Annotated in this window: 9 protein-coding genes; 5 read left to right on the top strand and 4 right to left on the bottom strand. The window is 63.9% G+C overall.

The features are described 5' to 3' along the window. Positions 1 to 91 precede the first annotated feature (91 nt). The 3 genes from ASC93_RS10310 to ASC93_RS10300 are packed head-to-tail and all read right to left on the bottom strand — an operon-like array spanning position 92 to position 3,443. Complete coding sequence (locus tag ASC93_RS10310; protein ID WP_056440772.1) at positions 92 to 1,213, bottom strand: hypothetical protein; 1,122 nt, start codon at positions 1,211 to 1,213, stop codon at positions 92 to 94. A gap of 40 nt (positions 1,214 to 1,253) precedes the next feature. Beyond that, complete coding sequence (locus ASC93_RS10305; RefSeq protein WP_056440769.1) at positions 1,254 to 2,294, bottom strand: hypothetical protein; 1,041 nt, start codon at positions 2,292 to 2,294, stop codon at positions 1,254 to 1,256. A 15-nt stretch (positions 2,295 to 2,309) separates the two neighbouring features. Beyond that, positions 2,310 to 3,443, bottom strand: a complete 1,134-nt coding sequence (locus ASC93_RS10300) for a hypothetical protein (RefSeq protein ID WP_056440763.1) — start codon at positions 3,441 to 3,443, stop codon at positions 2,310 to 2,312. A gap of 653 nt (positions 3,444 to 4,096) precedes the next feature. Here ASC93_RS10300 and ASC93_RS10295 point away from each other — a divergent pair. The 4 genes from ASC93_RS10295 (at position 4,097) to ASC93_RS10280 (ending at position 11,075) form a co-directional block, all read left to right on the top strand. Further along, positions 4,097 to 4,681: an RNA polymerase sigma factor gene (locus ASC93_RS10295; protein WP_056440760.1), complete on the top strand. Its 585-nt coding sequence runs from the start codon at positions 4,097 to 4,099 to the stop codon at positions 4,679 to 4,681. Further along, positions 4,665 to 5,648, top strand: coding sequence for a FecR domain-containing protein (locus ASC93_RS10290; RefSeq protein WP_056440757.1), 984 nt, complete (start codon positions 4,665 to 4,667; stop codon positions 5,646 to 5,648). Before ASC93_RS10295 ends, ASC93_RS10290 begins: the two co-directional genes overlap by 17 nt. Positions 5,649 to 5,773: 125 nt before the next feature. Continuing rightward, on the top strand, positions 5,774 to 9,799 hold the full coding sequence (locus ASC93_RS10285; RefSeq protein ID WP_229412675.1) for a TonB-dependent receptor: 4,026 nt from the start codon (positions 5,774 to 5,776) through the stop codon (positions 9,797 to 9,799). Positions 9,800 to 9,821: 22 nt separating this feature from the next. Beyond that, on the top strand, positions 9,822 to 11,075 hold the full coding sequence (locus ASC93_RS10280; protein ID WP_082547910.1) for a DNA-binding transcriptional regulator: 1,254 nt from the start codon (positions 9,822 to 9,824) through the stop codon (positions 11,073 to 11,075). Positions 11,076 to 11,095: 20 nt separating this feature from the next. Here ASC93_RS10280 and ASC93_RS10275 read toward each other — a convergent pair whose 3' ends face one another. Further along, positions 11,096 to 14,803, bottom strand: coding sequence for a TonB-dependent receptor (locus tag ASC93_RS10275; protein WP_229412673.1), 3,708 nt, complete (start codon positions 14,801 to 14,803; stop codon positions 11,096 to 11,098). A 301-nt stretch (positions 14,804 to 15,104) separates the two neighbouring features. On the opposite strand from ASC93_RS10275, the gene ASC93_RS10270 reads away from it, so the two are divergent. Next, positions 15,105 to 16,352 carry a glycoside hydrolase family 28 protein gene (locus ASC93_RS10270; protein ID WP_056440749.1) on the top strand — a complete coding sequence of 416 codons (1,248 nt, stop codon included), beginning with the start codon at positions 15,105 to 15,107 and terminating at the stop codon, positions 16,350 to 16,352. Positions 16,353 to 16,386: the final 34 nt, after the last annotated feature.

The following is a 16,386-nucleotide window of genomic DNA, read 5'->3' as shown; positions in this document are numbered from 1 at the left end:
CTCCCCGGAGGCAGATTCGGCCCGCCGACCGGCGGGCCTTTTTTTGCACGGCTTGCGGGAAAGCGCGCTGTCCCGATGGCCGGTCCGGGTCTCAGGTCGCCGTGCTTGCGGTGGGTTTGACGATGATCCGGGCGGCAAAGTTGTCGATGCCGACAGGCGTGATGGCCGCATCCGCCGTGACCGTATAGGTGCCGACGGTGACCGTATTCGGATTTTCCGGCTCGGTGGAATCCACCTTGCTGTAGAAATCCTGGGCGTCCGCATAGGCCTCCGAAGCCATCAGCTTCACGCTCAATTCACTGTCGTGGCCCACATATATCTTGAAGAAAACGCTTTTGCCATCCACGAGGAGCTTGACGGCGCCGCCGACGCCCTTCAGCTGATTCGAGTTGGTGTTCGCCAGAGAGTAGCTGCTGAATAACTGCTGCTGGTCGACGTTGTTTGGACCGACCGCCTTGGGAATGACATGCTCATCGTCTCCGTAGTCGTACATGCCGCCCTCGAAGTAGGGTTTGAGCAGGGTGACATCCTTGTCGGTCTCGTTGGCGAATTCCATGGCCACGTTGATGTCCTTGGCTTCGGCCAGGATCACGCCCAGCACCACGGAAGACACCAGGGACAACACGCCGAAGAAGGCGTTGCCCGTCGTCGCAAATACGGTCTCGAATTCGTCTATTTCAGCGCCGAAGAGATTGAGAAACCTGATCGCCCCATTCACGAAGAATTTCAAACCTTCCTTGTACACGTCCTGCAGCCGGCCGAGATTCAATATGCCGATGAGAGAGGTGAACGCGCCGACGCCGACGAGGCCCATGGAGATCTGGTATTTCAAGTCCTGTTTTCTGCCGAAGGAGTTCGTCAGGACGTAGGATTCGCCGTGATATGCGGTGAGCCCGTCGGCTGACGCCGCGCTCGCGTCGGGCACCGGCGTCTTGACGATAATCGTTACGTATCTGCTGTCGCCATGGTGTTGCGTGAAGTGATAATAGGTCTCGCCGTCCAGCTGGAATGTGCCCCACTTCTCCGGAGTCAGCTGCTGATCCAGTATGTGTTTGCGGGTAATGTCGACATTCAATGAATCCTGCAGGTAGTCCCGGAAGCTCGGATCGGGCTGTGCCGACAGATTCAAGTGCTGGTGAAACTTCGACGATTGAAGGTCGATGACATAGTTCCGTGAACTATCGATCTGGATGGTATTTTTCACTTGCGACATGGGTTGCCTCCCTTTTTTGGACGTTCGGTTTGTCGTGCGATTATCTGTCGTTCACGGTCACCACCAGGGTGAAGGAATCATTGTCCTGGTACAGGTCGTTGTAGATGGACCAGTCCTCATAAGTCCTGCATTCTTTCACCACATTGTAGAGATTCCAGAAGAGTATTTCGTCGTCGAGCTCGTCTGCATTTCTCGTGAAGGCGTTGTAATTTACCTTGTTCCGCCAAGATACGAAGAAGTTGAGAAATACGCTCGACGATGCGCCCGGCTTGTCGAATCCGATGGCGAATCCCGTGCCTTGATAATGGTTGTCGGTACAGTTCATCAGGTTATAGACGCACACCTGGGAATCATCCGACGTGCTGTTCGGGACCCCCGGGATCGGCGATCCGGCCGGCCGGATCGCCGGGATGACGAACTCTTCCTGTTTTATCTCGACTTTAGGGTTGTACATGAGGATCGGCTTGAGGACGCGGATATCGTCATGCGTGTTGTTTACGATGTACAGGTTGTATTTCGTGAATTGCTGCAGGGCCAGGAGTACGCCGGCGACCAGTATTCCAAGGAATGCGAGCACGGCGCCTATCCCGGGAATGGCGGCACTGGAGACTTCGAACGAGATATCGATTCCCAGCAGTTCGGCGATCGCCGCCGACTCGATCAATATCGTGGATTCGGCGGACAGGGATATGATCGCTGCCAGCGCCGAGACGATGATTCCACCGATCAGGGCCTCGATGACGTGCTCCAGCTCCATCGTCAGCTCGTAATGGATCGTAAAATCGGGCGTCGTTACATAGACACTGTAGATATTGTCCGCCTGCTGCGTCTGATTCAGCGGGTAAATCAGCTTCACATAGGCGCCGTTCTCGTACATGTGACTGCGCGCCTTGTACGGCGCGCCCGTCCTGTCGTCCTTGAACTCGCTCCATCCACGAATGTCGGTGTCCTTGTTTTCCTTCAGGGTATTCATGAAGGCGACAATATTCGTTTTTCTGGAATACATTTTATCCGCAGAAACGACGCCATTGATGTCGCTGTGGAGGATATAGAAGTTCTTGTCGATCAGCCTGGCTTTCATCGCTCGGTCTTTCCATCAGGTTTGCGTAAACGATCCCTTGATGAACCAATTCTGGTCACTGTCGGACCTGCTCCTTTGCGTGGCCGCTACCTTGAAGACGATGGCACCCATGTTCAGGGTGACTTCCGGCTTGTCGTCGTAGCCCATGTTGGTGTTGTAGTAGTCTTCCGCCGTGGCGGAGTCGATGGTGGCCTTCATCGATAAATCGCCAACGAGGGGTTTCTCGAACCTGAAATCGAGATTCTGTCCGTTGATCTGGAACTGCGTCCCGATGCCCACGCCGTGCAGGGTGCTTGCCACGGAGCTGACGAAGTTGAACTGGTTGACGCTCCCTTGATCGCTGATTCCGCCAGGGACGCCGGGAATCGGTGTCCCGGCCGGCTCTCTCTTGGGAATGACCAGGTTCTTTTTCTCGTACTCGGTATTGTCATTGACCAGATACGGAAACGGAATGGTCAGGTCGTAATCCGTGTTGTTGTCGATCTCGATCGAGTACTGGATGCTCTTTTGAATACCCCACAGGATGCCCATCACCAGGCAGCCGGCCAGCAAGAGGGGCAACGCGACGGCGCTCGAAATCATGGACACGTCGGCAAATCCGATCTCGATTTCCGACTCGACGAGCCCCAGTTTCGAAATGATCCCGAGACCGATCTCGCTCAGGGAATTCTCCACGGTCGTCAATGCGCCTGTCATGACGCCGGCAAATGCCAGTCCCAACGAAATCGAGGTGGTAATGCCGTTGCTGAGGGTGTGCTGGAACTCGGTATATCTGGAGCCGGACGGTGCGATCAACGTCACGAAGGAATAGGGGTTGACCGGCGTATCGCTCGCTGCGGTGCTGGGCGGCGGAAACGGAATCAACACCGTGATGTATCTGGTTCCGAAGGTGGCCTGCTTGTAATAAAAGTGTTCGGCGCCGGTATGCAAGGTGGGCCAGGTGGACACGTCCCAGTCTTGGTCGGCGTTGATCTTGTCCCGAAAAACAGTCATGTTGATGCAGTCCTGGACATAATTCTCGATCTGAAGCTCTTCATCGAAGAACAGTCCCAATTGCGCGACCGCCGTATCCATCGCGGCACTCGTTGGCTGCTTGGGAAGAATGAACTTGTTAATGATCTTGGTGATCGTTATTTTCTCTTTCGCCATCGCAACTTCTCCTGTAGTAAACACATTACCAATGGATATGGGGCGGTCGCTTCGCCATCGTCGGCGACGTGCGAAAGCCGAAATGATTCATGCACTGTAAATTGGTGATCTGGAATCGGAAGCGCTATCGCATCTTGCAATCATTCGCGCAATTGCGCAAGAAAAGAAATAACAATCTGGTTGCCGACTTCGTGACTTGTAATCGCCGTTCCCGATGATTTATTTCCAACGATTTTCTCGTGCGATAAACTTATATTGATTCGTGGCAATTTGGTTTATTCGATCCGGTTTATGAATATCGGCTGAAATTTTGCATTGCCATGCAATTCGGCTGATGCCTGGACCATCGTGCCGAAACATCGGCAGCTAATGGAATGAATTCGCATGTTTTTCGGAGGTGTATTGCCAATCCGGTGAACGCGAGACGTCAGTCCGTTTGTCGTCACCGACTCCAATGAATTCTTGGGACGCCAGCCAGCGGCCACGGATCGTCGCGTGTCTGCACATCCGGTGGATGGCGTGGCTCCCTGCGCGCCGGGACCTTGGCCAGGCTGGCGCAGGCGTTGCCCGCTGCTCCGCGAAGAAATTTTTAGGGAAAATTTTAGGGAAAAGCCAGGTTCGCTCGTCCATACTGATGGGACACGAGAAAAAACATGAACCAAGACACTATCAACTGGCTGACGGTGCACCTGCTGCCCTTCGAAGCCGAGTTTCGCCTCAGATTACGGCGCGTCTGCGCGAGTGCGGCCGACGTGGACGACGTGATCCAGGAGGTCTACTGCAAGGTGATGCAGATGGACGACGTCACGCACGTCAAGGACCCGCGCGGCTACTTCGTGCAGATCGCAAAAAACCTCATCACCGACCGGCTCCGGCGCGACGCCGTCGTGAATATCGACATCATGGCCAACCTGGGCGAGCTGGACGTCCAGGATCACATGCCCGGCCCCGAGCGGATCGCGTCCGGCCGCGCCGAACTGCGCTGGGTGATGGGCTTGATCGGCAAGCTGCCCGACCGCTGCCGCGAAGTGTTCCGCGCGCGGCGGATCTATGGCCTGTCGCTGAAGGAGACCGCGGATTCGCTGGGCGTCACGGAAAAGGCCGTCGAATACGAATCGGCCAAGGGGATGGAGCTGATCTCCGACATGATGAAACGGCAGGGCACCCACGACATACCGCCCAGCATGAAGGTGCGCAAGATTAACAAGGCAGGAAAGACCAATGTCAGCGATCGATAATCAGGCCCTTGCATGGCTGCGGATTCAGTCGGAACGGGAACTCGATGCGGACGAGCGGGCGCATTTCGATGCCTGGCTTGAAGAAGATACCCGGCACAAGGGCGCGTATATCCGCGCGACCGTCATCGACAATGCAATCGCGCAGGCGGTCGCGCAGCGCGATCTGTATCCGGGCGACGACCGCTATGCGCTGCGCTCCGATGCGTCCGAACCGAAGGGCGCCAACCGGCGCGCGCTGCTCAGATACGGGGCCTGGGCGGCCGGCTTGGGCCTGTTCGGCGTGGGCGTCTCGCTGAACGTGGCGGAGCGCCGCACCACGTTGTCGACGGCGCGCGGCGAATTCCGGCGGGTCGCGCTGGCGGATACGTCGGTGGCCAGCATCAACAGCAGCAGCCGGCTGGAAGTCAGGCTGACCAGCGAAAAACGCCAGATCACGCTCGTCAAGGGCGAGGCCTGGTTCGAGGTCGCAAAGGACAAGACCAAGCCGTTCGTCGTGGAAGCGGGCGACGTGCGGGTGCGCGCGGTCGGCACGGCATTCGGCGTGCGCCGTTTCAAGGACGGCGCCGAGGTCCTCGTCACCGAAGGGACGGTCGAGGTATGGACCGGCAACGCCAAGGCGCTGCTGACCGCCGGCCAACGCAGTTTCGTTCCCTACAGGACGGCGCAGATCACCGTCGCGCGGCAGCCGCAGGAGATCCAGAGAAAACTGGCATGGAGGGAGGGGAAGTTGATATTCACGCGGCAAACCCTCGGCGAGGCGGTCGCCGATTTCAATCGCTACAGCGTCAAGAAGATCATCATTTCGGACCCGGCGCTGGAGGGCAAGCGCATCTTCGGGCAGTACCAGATCGACGCGGCCGAGCAGTTTGCGAAGGATATCGGCGCCTATCTCAACGTGCCGATCGAAGTCGGTCGCGAAAGCATCGTCATCGGCGCCAGGGATGGTCCCGACAAGAACAGCATCTGATCGCCCCGACAATTCTTATAACGCCTGGCCAAAAAAATCAGGGATTTTCGAGATCCGTTCGTCCTGATTCATAACGGAGCAAAGATTCCGTTTCATAAGAGGACCAGGTAAAGGAGACACGCGTGATGGTCACACATCATTGCGGTAGCATTGCCGCCATTGTTCTTGTTGCCGGCGCGGCCGTCATGCCACAGGCCGGGCACGCCCAGGAAGTCGACAAGCAGTTCGACATTCCCGCGGGTCCCGCCACGAGCACGATCAACGTGTTTGCCAAGCAGGCGGGCATCAACATCCTGGCGTCCGAGGATATCCTCGCCAACGTGTGCACGAACCAGGTGCGGGGCAGTTTTCCGATGTCCGTCGCCTTGCAGCGCCTGTTGTCCGGCACGGGCTTGTACGGCAAGGTCAGCGCCAGCGGCGCCGTGTTCATCCTCCCATCGGCGCCAGTGCACGGCCAGCGGGCGGGCGACAAGGACGTACCCGGCCAGCGCAAGGCCGCGTGCTGCGCCGTGTCGGCCGCGCTCCTGCTCATGTGCGGCGCACCCGCCGGCGCCCAGGCGCAAGCCGCGGAGAACGCGCAGGAACGGCCCGGCGGCGGCGACGACCCCGTGAAGCAGGTGCTGGTGGTCGCCACCCGGGCATCGCAGCAATCCGGCATCCAACGCAAGAAGAACGCCGCGACGGCGCTCGATTCGATCGTGGCCGACGACGTGGGCTCGCTGCCGGACCGGAACATCGGCGAGGCGATCTCGCGCATGTCGGGCGTGTCGCTGGACCGGGGCGACTTCGGCGAAGGCGTCACCGTCGCCGTGCGCGGCAACGGCCCCGACCTGACCCGCGTCGAGATCGACGGCCAGGCCGTCCAGTCGGCCGGCGGCACCGACATGTACGGCGGCGGCGGCGGCCGCGGCACCGAGTTCCGCCAGTTGTCGTCGGACCTGATCAAGAGCGTGGACGTGATCAAGGGCGCGACCGCCGACATGACCGAGGGCTCGCTCGGCGGCGGCGTGATCATCAAGACCCGCACCGGCCTCGATTTCAAGAAGCCTTTCGTCTCGGTGCGCGTGGCCGGCTCGCGCGGCTCCTTGAACCGGATCTGGGAGCCGGACGCGAACGTGGTGCTGGCGCACAAATACCTGGACGGCCGCCTGGGCGTGCTGCTGAACGCGTCGTCCGCCACGCTCGCCAACGAGGCCCATTCGGCCCAGGTGGCGCAATCGGCGCTGCAGGGCTATTACCGGCTGGCCGACTTCGACGGCTCGCCCGCGAAGACGTTCACGTTTCGTCCGGAGACGATGAACGCGGCGGATGCGAATGCGACGACGCCGATGCTGCGCTCGCCGCTGGCCGCCGGCGGCACCTTCGACGCGGCCACGCCGCTCGAGGTGCTGACCCGGTCGGCCGCCGCCGGCACCAAGGCCGACTGCTATGCCGCCTTTCCCGCGCTGACGGCGGCGCAGAGCAGCGCCATCGCGGCGAGCGCGCGCGGCGCCGCGCAGAACCAGCGCATCAACGAACTGGCAAGTTGCCTCAACCAGTGGAGCGACTACACGCCGTCCAATGTGCGCTACATGATCAAGCGCGAATTCGACAAGCGCCAGAACCTCGACCTGCGCGCCGACTTCAAGGTCGACGACCGCCTGACCGTGTATGCCAAGGGCAGCTACAACCGGCGCTACGACGACATGCACCAGTTGACCTACACGCTGGGCAGCGTGCAGGTCAACCCGTCCGGCACCGTCAGCCCGGGATATGCCGGTCCGGCCTATGTGGACGACCTGCAGGCCGGCACGCGCACCCCGGTGCCCGGTTCGGGCTACTACGCCTACGCCACGCCGGCGCAGTCCGCGAACACGCTGTTGCAAAGCTCGGTGGCGAACATCGTCCCCGGCTCCATCGTCGCCGACGCCAACCACCACCTGACCCGGTACACGATCAGCGATGCGAGCGCCACGACCGACCAGGTGCACGAATACGCGAAGACGACGGCGCAATACCTGCAGCTGGGCGGCGAATACCGCGACGGCCCCCTCAAGGCCGAGTTCTTCGTCGGCGACGCCAGGTCGCGTTTCGAACGGGCCCAGAAGCGCCTGAGCTACAGCGACTACTACGGCCCCGTGACCATGTCCGTGCTGCCGAACGGGCTGTGGGGCTACGCCATCCCGGCCGCCAGCAACTTCAACCAGGCCGACCCGGCCCAGTACGCGATCCTCACGCCGGGCGCGGCGTCGTCCGCGGTCCAACCCGGCCCCTACAACACACGCGCGCTTCCCGCCTACGCGGCCGCGCAGCAGCCGCTGCTGACCCAGCAGCCCAGCACCTATTTCAATCCGCGCCTGATGGAAAGCGGGGAGCGCACCGCCAGGGTCGACGTGACCTGGGCGACGCCGGAGACGATCCCCTTCTTCAAGCGCTTCAAGGCCGGCGTCAACCTGCGCGATACGCGCCGCGACAGCTGGGACCCGAACACCGGCAACAGCGGCGGCTACACCGTGCGGGCGGCGGTCGGCACGTTCGGCCGGCCCGGCTACGTGCCGGCGGTGGTGCTGCCGACGCCCATCATCCGCAGCACGTTCAACGGCTGCCAGGACACGCCAGGCTCGCTGGCCCCCGGCGGCAACGCCTGCCGCTACGGCTTCACGCCGGGCTTTGACCCGCGCCGCGCGCTCGACGGCAATACGGTGCTGACGGCGCAGCAGTTCCAGGACCTCGTCACGCAGACCTTGAAAGGGCAGGCCACGCCCACCGGGTTCTTTGCGGGCGCCAGCGGGCGGGCGGCCGGACTGCCGGACAACTGGACCGGCATCGACGTCGACAAGGCCTTCGCGCTGGTCGCCACGCCGAACATGAATTTCGACTGCGTCAAGTCGTGCACCGCCAGCGACGGCCAGGTCTACCGGCAACCGCAGCAGCACCTGGTCGAGCGCACCAGCGCGTTCTACGTCATGGGCGACTTCGGACTGGCGCTGCCGTTCGGCTGGGAGATCGACGGGAACATGGGGTATCGCTACGTCCGGACGAAGGTGCATGGCGAAGGCATGATGACGTTCACCTCGGTCACGAAGACCGATTCGTACGACCCGGCCCGGCCGGGCGCGGCCGGCGGCACGGTCACGAACTCGGTCTCGCAACCGGTGGCGATCGACGCCGCCAGCCACGACTTCCTGCCGATCTACAACCTGGCGCTGTGGCTCGTGCCGGACCGGCTGGTGGCGCGCTACAACCACGCCAGGGCCGTGGCGCGTCCGCCCGTCGCGGACCTGCTGCCGTCCGGGACGTGCCGCTACGACGCCACCCTGCAGGACACGAATCCCGGCGCGCCGCAGGGCTGCAGCGGCACGATCGGCAACCCGGCCCTGCGCGCGCAGACCAACGTCAACCAGAACCTGAGCGTCGAATACTATCCGAACCGGGACACGATGTTCTCGGTCGCCGTGTTCAGGCAGGAAGGGAAGGTCGGCCCGGCCGTGCCGCGCGGGGCGAGCAGCGTCCCGCTGGCGGGCGGCTCTAGCCTCGTCGATCCCACCACCGGCGTCGCGCTCGGCGCGCTCGATTTCAATTATTCGCTCTGGCAGAACGGCGCGGCGACGACGCGCAAGGGCCTCGAACTCGGCACCAGGACGGCGTTCACCTTCCTGCCCTGGTTGCTGCGCTATACCGGCGTCGACGCCAACTACACGCGGCTGCGCTCGGCCACGTCGGCGGAAAACGTGGTCGACCTGCTGACCGGCACGCCGCTGCCGCCGGCGCGCGAATCGAAATATTCGTACAACTGGGCGGTGTGGTACGACGACGGCAGGGTGTCGGCGCGGGTCGCGGTGCAGTCCGTGGCGTCGTACTTCACCTGCATCGCCGGCTGCGGCCAGCTCGGGGTCAACGACTATCCAGCGGTGGGCGTGATCGCGACCCGCTTCCCGTACAACCCGGGCTCGCCGAACTTCCGGGACGCGTCCCGCTTCATCGACGGCAAGGTGTCGTACAAGTGGAAGCCGAACATCGAGTTCTTCATCGAAGGACGCAACCTGGGCAATGCGACGACGTCGAACAGCCAGGCGAGCTTCGCCCCGTTCTCCGCGGGGACGCCGAACCTGCTGGACTATGCCTACGCGGGCCGCCGCATCATGGTCGGGGTCAACTTCCGCAATATGTAAGCAGCTTGGTGAGGAGACAAACATGGCAAGGTCACACGCACACCGCATCGCCCTCCTGTTCAATGCGAACAAGGCATTCGACCGCGACGTCATCCTCGGCGTCGCGGATTACCTGTCGGGCACGCGGACGCAATGGGACCTGTTCCTCGAGGAGGATTTCCGCCTGCGCCTGGCGGGCATCGAGAAATGGCAGGGGGACGGCATCATCGCGGACTTCGACGATCCGGTCGTCGCCGCGGCGCTCGCCGGCACGCGCGTGCCGCTGGTCGCGGTCGGGGGCTCGTACGAGCATCCGGCGGACTATCCGGCGGTCGTGCCCTATGTGGCCACCGACAATGTCAAGGTCATCAAGCTCGCCTACGAACACCTGATCGAGTCCGGGCTGCCCCACTTCGCGCTGTTCAGCCTCCCCGAGGCGAGCGAGAACCGCTGGGCGCAGGAGCGCGAGAAGGCGTTCGCGGCGCTGGTGCAGCACGACCACGCCAGGCCGGAGATCTTTCGCGGCCAATGCACGCGCGCGCCGACGTGGAACCAGGCGGTGCGCGAACAGATCGCCTGGCTGCACCGGTTGCCGAAGCCGGTCGGCATCATCGCCGTCACCGATGCGCGCGCCCGCCAGCTGCTGCAGGCGTGCGCGCTGGCCGGGATCGCCGTGCCGGAGCAGGTCGCGGTGGTGGGCATCGACAACGATCCGCTGGCGCGCGTGCTGACCCGCATCCCGCTGACGTCCGTGATCCAGGGCGCGCAGGAGATGGGCCGCACGGCGGCGCACCTGCTCGACCGCATCCTGCACGGCGTGCCGCTGGCGACGACCCGCATCCTGGTGCCGCCCGCCGGCATCAACGTCCAGGCGTCCTCGCGGCACGTGCCGGCCACGCATCCGCACGTGATGCGCGCCCGCCACTACATCCGCCAGTACGCCTGCCAGGGCATCAAGACCGACCAGGTGGCGAACTATGTCGGCATCTCGCGCTCTTCGCTCGAGAGCCATTTCCGGCAGCAGGTCGGCTACAGCGTGCACGACGAGATCCTGCGCGCGCGGCTCGATGCCGCCACCGCCATGCTGGCGCAGGACGATTGCAACCTGGCCGACGTGGCGCACAAGTGCGGCTTCACGTCGAGCCAGTACATGCACCTGGTGTTCAAGCGCGAACTGGGCTGCTCGCCGCGCGGCTACCAGCAGCGCGTGCGCAATACGGAGCGCGTGCACGACGATCGCGAGCATGTCGAACCCCGCCTCCCTGCGGCGCGGCGGCAGGCGATCCACGCCGCCTGACCCCGCGCCGCCGCCGCGCATTACATATTGCGGAAGTTCATGCCGATCATGATGCGGCGCCCGGCATACGCGTAGTCGAGCAGGTTCGGCGTGCCGTTCGCGAACGGCGCGAACGATCCCTGGCTGTTCGACGTCGTCGCATTGCCCAGGTTGCGGCCTTCGACGAAGAACTCGATGTTCGGCCGCCATTTGTAGGAAAGCTTGGCGTCGATGAAGCGCGTCGAGTCCTTGAAGTTCGGCGAGCCCGGGTTGTACGGGAACTTGACCATGCCGCTGGTGACGCCGGCGGCCGGGTAGTTGCTCTGGTCGGCCGAGCCGCAACCGGCGATGCAGTTGAAGTACGACGCCACCGCCTGCACCGCCACGCGCGCCGACAGGCGGCCGTCGTCGTACCACAGCGCCCAGTTGTACGAATATTTCGATTCGCGCTCCGGCGGCAGCGGCGTGCCGGTCAGCAGGTCGACTTCGTTCTGGGTCGAGGTCACCGAGCGCAGCTTCGTGTAGTTCGCATCGAAACCGGTGTAGCGCAGGCGCCAGGGCAGGAAGGTGAAGGCCGTCTTGGTGCCGAACTCGATGCCCTTGCGGGTCGTCGCGGCGCCGTTCAGCCACAGGGCGTAGTTGAAATCGAGGTCCGCCAGCGAGACGCCGGTCGTCGGATCGACCAGGTTGTCGCCGCCCGCCAGCGGCAGGCTGCTCACGCCGCGGCTGAGGGCCGGCCCGATCTTGCCTTCCTGCTTGAAGCCGGCGATCGTGAACATCGTATCCTTGTTCGGATACCATTCGAAGCTCAGGTTCTGGTTGACGTTGGTCTGCGCCTGCAGGCCCGGATTGCCGATCGTGCCGCTGCACGTCTGCGACGCGCTCGGGTCGCGGTCGGCCAGGGTGGCGTCGTAGGTGCAGGTCCCGGCGGGCAGCAGGTAGCTGACGGGCGGACGCGCCACGGTCTTGCCCCAGCTGTAGCGGGTCACCAGCTTGTCGGGGACCATCCACATGGCCAGGTTATAGCTTGGCAGGAAATCGTGGGTCGACGAATCGACGGCCACGGCCTGCGAGATCGAGGTGCTGAGCGTACCGCCCGGCGCCGTCGGTTTCAGCGGGTCGTACACGCCCTCGACCGGCGTGATCGACGTCAGGGTCATCATGCCGGTGCCGTGGACCTTGGTCCGCACGTAGCGATACCCCATGTTGCCGTCGATCTGCCAGCCGAACGGCAGCGCGCGGTGCGTGAACGGCAGCTCGTCGATCCGGAAGTCGCCCATCAGGTAGAACGCCTCGGTGCGCTCGGTGAGGTGCTGGTAGGGCTGCGCATAGACGTTGCCGTCGCTGGCCACGCAGTTCTTCAGGCAGTCGAGGTTCGTGTTGGGCGTGGCCACGAGCGCGAACGCCTTGTCGACGTCGAGTCCCGTCCAGTTGTTCAGCAGGCCGGACGGGCGGCCGGTCGCGCCGGAGAAGAAGCGGGTCGGCGTCGCCTGGCCCTTCAGCGTCTGGCTCACCAGGTCCTGGAACTGCTGCGCCGTCATCGTCGTGTTGCCGTCCAGCGCATGGCGCGGATCGGCGCTCGGCAGGAAGCCGTACTGGCAGGCGTTGCCGCCCGCGCCCAGCGAGCCGGCCGTGTTCTGGCAGCCGTTGAAGGTGCTGCGGATGATCGGCGTGGGCAGCACGACCGCCGGCACGTAGCCGGGCTGGCCGAACGTGCCGACGGCCGCCTTGACCGTGTAGCCGCCGCTGTTGCCGCTGTTCGGGTCCCAGTTGTCGTGGATGTTGTCGCGCAGGTTGAAGCCGGCCTTGAAGCGCGTGAAGAACGGCACCGACTCCGGCGCCGCATACGTCAGGTCCAGCTTGGCCGTGCGCTCCTCGGTCGCGAACTGGCGCGGGTTGTAGTAGGTGCTGGGCTGTTGCGTGAGCAGCGGCTGTTGCGCGGCCGAATACGCCGGCGCGGGGCGCGTGTTGGTGGGACTGGCCTTGACGGCGCCGGTCGCCGCGCCGGGGTAGAGGGTCGCGTACTGGGACGGGTCGGACTGGTCGAAATTCCCGTTCGGGAACGAGTAGCCCCACAGGCCATTCGGCAGCAGGGTCAGCGTGGTCGGCCCGTAGTAGTTCGTGAAACTCAGGCGCTTCTGCACGCGCTCGAATTTCGACCTGGCGTCGCCGACGAAGAATTCCACGTTCAACGGGCCTTTTTTGTACGTGCCGCCCAGCTGCGCATATTGCGCGGACGTCTTCGCGTATTCGTGCACCTGGTCGGTGACCGCGCCGCCGTCGGTGATCGTGTACTGGGTCAGGTGGTGGGTCGAATCCGCGACGATGGAGCCGGGAACCACGTCGGACACGGAGCTCTGGAGCAGCGTATTCGTCGCCTGGGTCGGGGTGCCGTACGAATAGTAACCCGAGCCCGGCGCCGGGACGCGCGTGCCCGCCGCCAGGTTGTCGATGTAAGCGGGTCCGGAATAGGTGGGGCTCAGCACGGCATTCGCGCCGGACGGATTCACCTTGGCGTTGCCGACGGTGTAGGTCAGCTGGTGCATGTCGTCGTAGCGGCGGTTGTAGCTGCCTTTCGCGTACAGCGTCAGGTTCTTGTCGACCTTGAAATCCAGGCGCAGGTCGAGGTTCTGGCGCTTGTCGAATTCGCGTTTCACGAAGTTGCGGATGTTCGACGGCGTGTAGTCGTTCCACTGGTTCAGGCAGGTGATCAACTCGTTGGCGCGCTGGGACGCGGCCGCGCCGCGCGCGCTGGACACGATCGCGCCGCTCTGGGCCGCGGTCAGTGTCGGGAACGCGGCGTAGCAGTCGGCCTTGGTCCTGGCGGCGGCCGACCGCGTCAACACCTCGAGCGGCGTCGCCGCGGCGAACGTGCCGCCCGCGGCCAGGGGCGAGCGCAGCATCGGCGTGGTCGTGTTCGAGTCGGCCGTGTTCATCGTGTCCGGCATGAACGAGAACGTCTTTTCCGGCGAGTTGTCGAAGTCGGTCAGGCGGCTGTAGCCCGCCCGCGCCGCGTTCGCGACCTGCACCGAATGCGACTCGTTGGCCAGGGTCGTCGACGATGCGTTCAGCAGCACGCCCAGGCGGCCGTCGAGGTACTTGTTGGCCAGGATCAGGTTGGCGTCCGGCTCCCATTTCTTGTTGAGCGAGCTTTGCGACTCGGCCACGCGCACCGACACGAACGGCTTCTTGAAGTCGAGGCCCGTGCGCGTCTGGATGCGGATGCCGCCGCCGAGCGAGCCTTCCGTCATGTCGGCCGTCGAGCCCTTGACGACGTCCACGCTCTTGATCAAGTCGGCCGACAGCTGGCGGAATTCGGTGCCGCGGCCGCTGCCGCCGCCATACATGTCCGTGCCGCCGGCCGACTGCACGCCCTGGCCGTCGAGCTCCACGCGCGTCAGGTCCGGCCCGTTGCCGCGCACGGCGACGGTCACGCCTTCGCCGAAGTCGCCGCGGTCGAGCGATATGCCGGCCATCCGCGAAATCGCTTCGCCGACGTTCCGGTCGGGCAGCGAGCCGACGTCGTCCGCGACGATGGAGTCGATCGCGGTGGCGGCGTTCTTCTTGCGGTCGATGCTCGACTGCTGCGACGCCCGGGTGGCGGTCACGGTCACCGTGGCCATCTTGACGGGTTCCGTCGTGCCGTCCTGCGCCAGTGCGGCGTGACCCGCGACGAGCGACGCGAGCGCGAGCGCTACCGCGACGCTCATGCGGTTCGGCCGGATACGGTACGTGGGTGAATTTCTCATGGTCTCCTCCAATCGTTCGATGTCGTTTTATGTGCGCCGGCGCTGGACTCGAGCCGCCGATTCGGGGGCATTATTGCCGCGATATCCGGACGATTTCCGGATTTGCGAAAAATCGTATTACGATTTACATCATTTCGTAACGAGCGCCTGGCGGCGGCGAAAACGGCCATTGCGAAATCCATCAAGCGCCGTTTCGATTCTCGCGAAATCGCGCGTTTCCGGCGGCGCGCCGCGTGTGCCATCTGTTACGATTTTTCGCCAATCGAGAGGAGCGGGCAGCGACGGCCCGCCGGGGAGAACAATGAATATTCGCTTATTGACGGCACTGGCCATCCTGGCCGCGGTGCCGGGCAGCGCTTGCGCGGACAAGCTCTGCGACGTGAAAGACTATGGCGCGAAGGGGGACGGCGTCAGCAAGGATACCGCCGCCATCCAGAAGGCCATCGACGACTGCGCCGGCGCGGGCGGCGGCAGGGTGGTCCTGGGGGGCGCACCGCTGTACGTCAGCGGTCCGCTGGCGTTGAAGAGCCACATCACGCTGTCGATCGCCGCCGGGACGACGCTGGCCGGCAGCGAGGACCACGATGACTACCCACCCGTGCAGGAGCTGGGCGAAGCCGCGCGCCGCGCCTTGCTGTCGTCGGATGACGCGACCGACATCGTCATCGACGGCGGCGGCACCATCGACGGCCGCGGCCAGTCGTGGTGGGCGGACCGCTCGCCGGCGAACCGGCGCCCGCGCCTGATCGTGTTCCGCCACTCCAGCCGCATCCTGATGGAAAACGTCACCGTCCGGAATTCGCCCAGCTGGCAGATCGTGCCATACTACAGCGATCACCTGACCTTCCGGAACATGCGGATCCTCGCGCCCGACCGCATCTCGCACAACACCGACGGCATCGATCCGTTCTCGTCCAGCCACGTGCTGATCGACCACGTCACGATCGACACCGGCGACGACAACGTCGCCATCAAGAGCGGCCAGCCGGATTCGCCGGGCGGCGACGCGCCCAGCCACGACATCACCATCCGCGACAGCACCTTCCTGCACGGCCATGGCCTGTCCGTCGGCAGCGAAGTGGCGGGCGGCGTCTACAACGTCCTGGCCGAGCGCATCCATTTCAAGGGCACCGGGACCGGCGTGCGCATCAAGTCGAACCGCGACCGCGGCAACGTGCTGAAGAACCTCGTCTATCGCGACCTGACCATGGAAGACGTGGGCACGCCGATCCTGATCAGCGAGTTCTATCCGAAGATCCCGGAGGTCATCGAGGCGCAGCCCGTCGGGCGCCTGACGCCGCGCTTTTCCGACATCACGATCGAGAACCTCGAGGCGACGGGCGCGAGGCAGGCCGCGCTGATCGTCGGCCTGCCGGAATCGCCCGTCACGGCGCTCACGCTCCGCCGGGTGCACATCGAGGCGGACAAGGGCGCGGTCGTCAAGTACGCGCACATGACGGCGCAGGATGTCACGGTGCGCGCGGCGCAGGGCGGCGCGTACCTGATCGGCCCGGACGTGCAGGGCCTGAACCCGGGCGCCGCGCGCTGAGCGCAGCGACCCTCACTCACTTAACGGAACAGAA

The organism is Massilia sp. Root335 (assembly GCF_001425685.1).
Classification (GTDB): Bacteria; Pseudomonadota; Gammaproteobacteria; order Burkholderiales; family Burkholderiaceae_D; genus Telluria; species Telluria luteola.
This window is presented reverse-complemented; position numbering and strand designations above follow the sequence as displayed.

What these genes read in the sequence shown, in the direction of transcription:
- ASC93_RS10310 (WP_056440772.1), bottom strand. Translation starts at nt 1,213, where the DNA reads ATGTCGCAAGTGAAAAATACCATCCAGATCGATAGTTCACGGAACTAT.
- ASC93_RS10305 (WP_056440769.1), bottom strand. Translation starts at nt 2,294, where the DNA reads ATGAAAGCCAGGCTGATCGACAAGAACTTCTATATCCTCCACAGCGAC.
- ASC93_RS10300 (WP_056440763.1), bottom strand. Translation starts at nt 3,443, where the DNA reads ATGGCGAAAGAGAAAATAACGATCACCAAGATCATTAACAAGTTCATT.
- ASC93_RS10295 (WP_056440760.1), top strand. Translation starts at nt 4,097, where the DNA reads ATGAACCAAGACACTATCAACTGGCTGACGGTGCACCTGCTGCCCTTC.
- ASC93_RS10290 (WP_056440757.1), top strand. Translation starts at nt 4,665, where the DNA reads ATGTCAGCGATCGATAATCAGGCCCTTGCATGGCTGCGGATTCAGTCG.
- ASC93_RS10285 (WP_229412675.1), top strand. Translation starts at nt 5,774, where the DNA reads ATGGTCACACATCATTGCGGTAGCATTGCCGCCATTGTTCTTGTTGCC.
- ASC93_RS10280 (WP_082547910.1), top strand. Translation starts at nt 9,822, where the DNA reads ATGGCAAGGTCACACGCACACCGCATCGCCCTCCTGTTCAATGCGAAC.
- ASC93_RS10275 (WP_229412673.1), bottom strand. Translation starts at nt 14,803, where the DNA reads ATGAGAAATTCACCCACGTACCGTATCCGGCCGAACCGCATGAGCGTC.
- ASC93_RS10270 (WP_056440749.1), top strand. Translation starts at nt 15,105, where the DNA reads ATGAATATTCGCTTATTGACGGCACTGGCCATCCTGGCCGCGGTGCCG.